Origin of the sequence: Pseudomonas arcuscaelestis (assembly GCF_016881005.1) — a bacterium.
In the GTDB taxonomy this organism is placed as follows: Bacteria; Pseudomonadota; Gammaproteobacteria; order Pseudomonadales; family Pseudomonadaceae; genus Aquipseudomonas; species Aquipseudomonas arcuscaelestis.
Window position 1 is genome coordinate 282,771 of the sequence record NZ_JACOPV010000007.1, and the last position, 6,000, is coordinate 288,770.

General features: G+C 59.1%; 6 protein-coding genes. 5 read left to right on the forward strand and 1 reads right to left on the reverse strand.

Translation table 11 applies throughout. The annotated features are described in order from the left end of the window. Window positions 1-6: 6 nt before the first annotated feature. Window positions 7-1,590 carry a peptide chain release factor 3 gene (locus H8F21_RS13200; protein WP_203476409.1) on the reverse strand — a complete coding sequence of 528 codons (1,584 nt, stop codon included), beginning with the start codon at window positions 1,588-1,590 and terminating at the stop codon, window positions 7-9. Window positions 1,591-1,923: 333 nt separating this feature from the next. On the opposite strand from H8F21_RS13200, the gene H8F21_RS13205 reads away from it, so the two are divergent. From H8F21_RS13205 to H8F21_RS13225, 5 genes are all read left to right on the forward strand, one after another. After that, window positions 1,924-2,637: an ABC transporter permease gene (locus H8F21_RS13205; protein ID WP_136478009.1), complete on the forward strand. Its 714-nt coding sequence runs from the start codon at window positions 1,924-1,926 to the stop codon at window positions 2,635-2,637. Between the two features lie 14 nt (window positions 2,638-2,651). Continuing rightward, entirely contained in the window at window positions 2,652-3,560 is a 909-nt protein-coding gene (locus H8F21_RS13210) for a glycine betaine ABC transporter substrate-binding protein (protein ID WP_136478010.1), read from the forward strand. A 2-nt stretch (window positions 3,561-3,562) separates the two neighbouring features. Then, window positions 3,563-4,210 (forward strand): ABC transporter permease, encoded by a 648-nt coding sequence (locus H8F21_RS13215; protein ID WP_136478011.1) that lies wholly within the window; start codon window positions 3,563-3,565, stop codon window positions 4,208-4,210. After that, window positions 4,207-5,361 carry an osmoprotectant ABC transporter ATP-binding protein OsmV gene (locus H8F21_RS13220; protein WP_203476411.1) on the forward strand — a complete coding sequence of 385 codons (1,155 nt, stop codon included), beginning with the start codon at window positions 4,207-4,209 and terminating at the stop codon, window positions 5,359-5,361. Before H8F21_RS13215 ends, H8F21_RS13220 begins: the two co-directional genes overlap by 4 nt. A 245-nt stretch (window positions 5,362-5,606) precedes the next feature. After that, a partial coding sequence (locus H8F21_RS13225) for a toxin VasX (RefSeq protein ID WP_328824464.1) occupies window positions 5,607-6,000 on the forward strand: 394 nt, incomplete at its 3' end.

Consider the following 6,000-nt stretch of genomic DNA (forward strand, 5'->3'; position numbering starts at 1 on the left):
TGGCTTTTAGTGATGCTCGCGGGTTGCGCGGAACTTGACGTCTGGCCAGCGCTCTTCCATCAGCGCCAGGTTGACTCGGGTCGGGGCCAAATAGGTCAGGTGACCACCGCCGTCGATCGCCAGGTTTTCCACTGCCTTGTTCTTGAATTCCTCAAGCTTCTTCTTGTCGTCACAGCTGATCCAGCGCGCGGACCATACGGTGATTGGCTCGTAGGCGCACTCGACCTTGTACTCTTCCTTCAGGCGGCTGGCGACCACATCGAACTGCAGCACACCCACGGCGCCGAGAATGATGTCGTTGCTGCGCTCCGGGAAGAACACCTGGGTGGCGCCCTCTTCAGCCAGTTGCTGCAGGCCCTGGCGCAGTTGCTTGGACTTGAGCGGGTCTTTCAGGCGAACGCGGCGGAACAGCTCCGGGGCGAAGTGCGGAATACCGGTGAAGCCCAGCGCCTCGCCTTCGGTGAAGGTGTCGCCGATCTGGATGGTGCCATGGTTGTGCAAACCAATGATGTCGCCAGCCCAGGCTTCTTCCAGTTGCTCACGCTCGGAGGAGAAGAACGTCAGTGCATCGCCGATGCGCAGGTCCTTGCCGGTGCGCACATGGCGCATTTTCATGCCTTTCTCGTAGCGTCCGGAACAGATACGCATGAACGCGATACGGTCGCGGTGCTTGGGGTCCATGTTCGCCTGGATCTTGAACACGAAGCCGCTGAATTTCTCTTCGGTCGGTTCGACGGTGCGCTCGTTGGCGGCACGTGGCAATGGACGCGGCGCCCAGTTGACGACTGCGTCGAGTACATGGTCGACACCGAAGTTGCCCAATGCAGTACCGAAGAACACCGGGGTCAGCTCACCGCGCATGAATTCGCCCTGGTCGAATTCGTGGCAAGCGCCTTGAACCAGTTCCAGTTGTTCGATGAAGCGCTCGTACTCGTCACCCAGGTGGGCCCGGGCTTCATCGGAATCGAGCTTCTCGATGATCTTCACCTCGGTACGCTCGTGGCCGTGACCTGGGGTGTAGACAATGATGTAGTCACCCGCCAGGTGATACACACCCTTGAAATCGCGGTAGCAACCAATCGGCCAGGTGATCGGCGCAGCCTTGATTTTCAATACTGCCTCGATCTCGTCGAGCAGTTCGATCGGATCACGGATGTCACGGTCGAGTTTGTTGATGAAGCTGACAATCGGCGTGTCACGCAGACGGCAGACATCCATCAGGGCGATGGTGCGCGGCTCAACACCTTTACCGCCGTCGAGCACCATCAGCGCCGAGTCCACCGCCGTGAGCGTACGGTAGGTATCTTCGGAGAAGTCTTCGTGACCGGGGGTGTCGAGCAGGTTGATCATGTGCTCGCGGTACGGGAACTGCATCACCGAGGTGGTGATGGAGATACCCCGTTGCTTCTCCATTTCCATCCAGTCGGAGGTGGCATGGCGGTCGGACTTTCGCGATTTCACCGTACCGGCAACGGCAATCGCCTTGCCCATCAGCAACAGCTTCTCGGTGATGGTGGTCTTACCCGCATCGGGGTGGGAAATAATAGCGAAGGTGCGGCGTTTCGCGACTTCGGCGGCCTGGTTGGTCATGGGAAATCGCCTGGCAGGTGATTCAAAAAAAGGGCGCAGATTATAGCCCAATTTAACCTGCGAACTGAACCGTTGGGTCGATTAACGCTGGCCAAATGCCGCTTCAGATGGGAACCTTTAGGGCTGTGGAGGCGTCCACTGCCCTGATTCGCAATTGGTTTTAACCATTCGTCAGGGCTGATTTCACTGGCAACACGAGCCTGACGAGGCTTCGCTTATGGCGTGTTTCGCTCCGATCCGGGCCACACGCTGCTTATCGCGATCACACTGCCTGCCGCCTGGAATGGTGGCCGCCACGGGAGTGTGTTCGCCGACAACAAAAGGAGTCCGCCTGTGGCTAAAAGCTATGGCAAGGGGCTGATGGGATGTGCCTTCGCGCTCGTCATCCTGGCCCTGCTGATCCACTGGATCGGCATTGATACGATCGCGCACTACCGTGCCGATCTATGGTTCTACCTGCAAGCACACCTGGTGTTGGTGCTGCTGTCGATGGTGGCGGCGTTAGCCGTGGGCATACCCGCTGGAATTGCCTTGAGTCGACCGCACAGAGTCGACCGCGCCGAACGTTTCATGCAGTTTTTCAACATTGGCAACACCATCCCCCCCTTGGCCGTTCTGGCCATTGCCCTGAGTTTTCTGGGCATCGGCGCAGGCCCCGCGATCTTCGCATTGTTCCTCGCCTCTCTCTTGCCCATCGTGCGCAACACCTACGAGGGCCTGAAAAACGTTCCCGCCTCGCTCAAGGAAGCCGCCACCGGCATCGGCATGACGCCTCGTCAAAGCTTATGGCGTGTCGAGCTGCCCAATGCCGTGCCGATCATCGTCGGCGGTGTGCGCGTCGCCCTGGCAATCAACGTAGGCACCGCACCGCTGTCGTTTCTGATTGGCGCCAATAGCCTGGGCAGTCTGATTTTCCCTGGCATTGCCCTGAACAATCAGCCGCAACTGCTGCTCGGCGCGGCCTGCACCGCTTTGCTCGCCCTCTTGCTCGACGCCCTGGTGGCCCAAGGCAGTCGGCGTTGGCTTGAACGCGGCCTGGCCCACTAAGCGAAGGAACTCCAATGAAAAGAATCGCCTTGTTTCTGGGCGCGGCCCTGCTGTTCTCCGGATTTGCCCAAGCCGCGACAAAACCTGTAATTCGCCTCGGCGCGCGGGTGTTCACAGAACAGACTGTGCTGGCCGAAATTACTGCCCGCTACCTGAACCAGAACGGTTTTGATGTGCGCATTACCGGTGGGCTGGGCAGCAGCCTGGCCCGGAGCGCCCACGAAACCGGTCAACTGGACATGGTCTGGGAATACACCGGCGTGTCCCTGGTGTCCTACAACCATATCGATGAGCGCATGCCCAGCGCCGCTGCAACCTATGCCAAGGTCAAGGAGCTGGATGCGAAGAAAAACCTGATCTGGCTCACGCCTTCGAAATTCAGCAACACCTACGCCCTGGCACTGCCACGCAAGATTGCCGAGCAGTATCCGCAGGTCAACAGCATCAGCCAGTTGAATCAGGTGCTGCGTGAAGAAAAGGATCGCGATCATGTGGTGGCGCTCGATACCGAGTTTGCCAATCGCCCCGACGGCCTTGTCGGCCTGACCGAAACCTACGACCTGCAACTGACCCGCCGCAACATCCGGCAAATGGATGCAGGACTGGTCTACACCGCCCTGCGCAACGGCCAGGTATTCAGCGGGCTGGTCTACACCACGGACGGACGCCTGAGCGCCTTCGACCTCAAGCTGCTCGAAGACGACAAACACTACTTCCCCGATTACACCGCCGCTCCCGTGGTGCGCAAGGAAATCCTCGACGCTCACCCGCAACTGGCAACCCTGCTCAAACCGCTGGCCGAGCAACTGGATGACCAGACCATGCGCGAGCTCAACGCCAAAGTCGACGTCGAGCACCAGAGCCCGAGCAAGGTCGCCGCCGAGTACCTGCGCCAGCATCCACCTGCACAGGAGCAGCCATAATCATGCTCGATACCTTCACTCACCTGGACTGGGCCGAGGTTCTGCATCTGACCTGGCAACACATCACCCTGGTCGGCATTGCCGTAAGCCTGGCGATTCTGATCGGCGTGCCACTGGGCATCCTGATGACCCGCTTCCCTTCCCTGGCCGGCCCCCTGCAGGCGTGCGCCACGGTGCTGTTGACCATTCCGTCGATCGCGTTGTTTGGCCTGCTGCTGCCGTTCTACTCCAAATTCGGCCAGGGCCTGGGCCCATTACCGGCAATCACCGCCGTGTTCCTTTATTCACTGCTGCCGATTCTGCGTAACACGTACCTGGCGCTGACCAACGTCGAGCCCGGTATTCGTGAAGCCGCACGCGGTATCGGCATGACCTTCGGCCAGCGCCTGCGCATGGTCGAACTGCCCATCGCCGTGCCGGTGATCCTCGCTGGCGTGCGTACTGCCGTGGTGATGAACATCGGCGTCATGACCATCGCCGCCACCATCGGTGCCGGTGGCCTGGGTGTACTTATCCTTACCTCTATCAGCCGTAGCGACATGTCGATGCTGCTGGTCGGTGCCTTGCTGGTGAGCCTTCTGGCCATCTTCGCCGACCTGCTGCTGCAAACCCTGCAACGTGCCCTGACTCCAGAAGGACTGCGCAAATGATCGAACTTCAGAACCTGAGCAAGACCTTTCACGCCAACGGTAAAGACGTCAAAGCCGTCGATGCTGTCAGCCTGACCGTCAACGAAGGCGAGATCTGTGTATTCCTCGGCCCGTCCGGGTGCGGCAAGAGCACCACGCTGAAAATGATCAACCGCCTGATCACGCCCACCTCCGGCAAGGTCCTGATCAATGGCGAAGACACCACCGGCCTTGACGAAGTAACCCTGCGTCGGCGCATTGGCTATGTGATTCAGCAGATCGGTCTGTTCCCCAACATGACCATCGAGGAAAACATCACCGTGGTCCCGCGCCTGCTTGGTTGGGACAAACAAAAATGCCACGAGCGTGCTCGCGAGCTGATGAGCATGATCAAGCTTGAGCCCAAGCAATACCTGCAGCGCTACCCACGGGAGTTGTCCGGTGGACAGCAACAACGCATCGGTGTGATCCGCGCCTTGGCCGCTGAAGCGCCGCTGCTGCTGATGGACGAACCGTTCGGCGCGGTCGACCCGATCAACCGCGAGATGATTCAGAACGAGTTTTTCGAGATGCAGCGGGCATTGAACAAAACCGTGATCATGGTCAGTCATGACATTGATGAAGCCATCAAGTTGGGCGACAAAATTGCCATTTTCCGCGCGGGCAAACTGATCCAGATCGACCATCCCGACACTCTGTTGGCGCACCCAGCCGACGACTTCGTCAGCAATTTCGTGGGTCAGGACAGCACACTCAAGCGCCTGCTGCTGGTCCGCGCCGAAGACGCTGCCGACAATGCGCCGTCGGTAAGCCCCGAGACGCCAGTGAGTGACGCTCTGGAGCTGATGGACGAACATGACCGCCGCTATGTCGTGGTGACAGATGCGCAGAACAAGGCCATGGGCTACGTGCGCCGACGTGACCTGCATCGCCAGCAAGGTAGTTGCAGCGATTTCCTGCGGACCTTCAACGCAACAGCCGCCCACGATGAACACCTGCGAATCCTGCTGTCGCGAATGTACGAGTTCAACCGCTCGTGGCTGCCAGTGCTCGATGCCGAGCAAGTGTTTCTTGGCGAAGTGACCCAGGAATCGATCGCCGCCTACTTGAGCTCGGGACGCTCGCGCGGTGGCAAGACCAATATCGTATCGCCGGCAGAAGTCGTGGTCTGAGTCATTGGCCCTCCAGGCAGCAACAAGGTGATTGCGCCTTGATGCTCGCCTGGGCGATCGACAACAGGACTCACTTATAAGCACTTAAGGAAGCGTCCTACATCAATTTTTTTTAACCCTTGTTAGCGTGCCCTCTGCTTTTCTCAGGTTCAGGGCAAGCCTACGTTCGTACCGGTAAATGCCGCGCTCAACGAACGACACACTTTCTCTGTTCGCCATCAGCTCGAATCGAACAAGGATGTGTGATGCACAAGCCCGCCTCTGAAGCCGAACTGCACCGTGCCAGACGCAACCAGGAATTCACCAACACACCCTTCGATGTAGCCCAATGCGCATTCAGGCAGCCGCAAGTGAGCATCTTTCCGGTGCGCTATGCACTGGATGAATCCCCGCACAGCAAAGCCAGCAACCAAGGACCGAACCCGCTGCCACCGAACTGGCAGGGGCAACTGCCCACGCTGAAAACCCGCAGCTACACCCTGCGCCAACTGCGTGACGGCTGGTTGTATGTATGGGACAGCGTCGAGCAAACCTTTCATGAGTATCAGGTCACTGGCGAGCACTTCACTCGCCACATCTGGACCCAAGCCCAGCTGAATCAGGACATCCGCAACAACCCCGGCGAAACCCATCCGTACC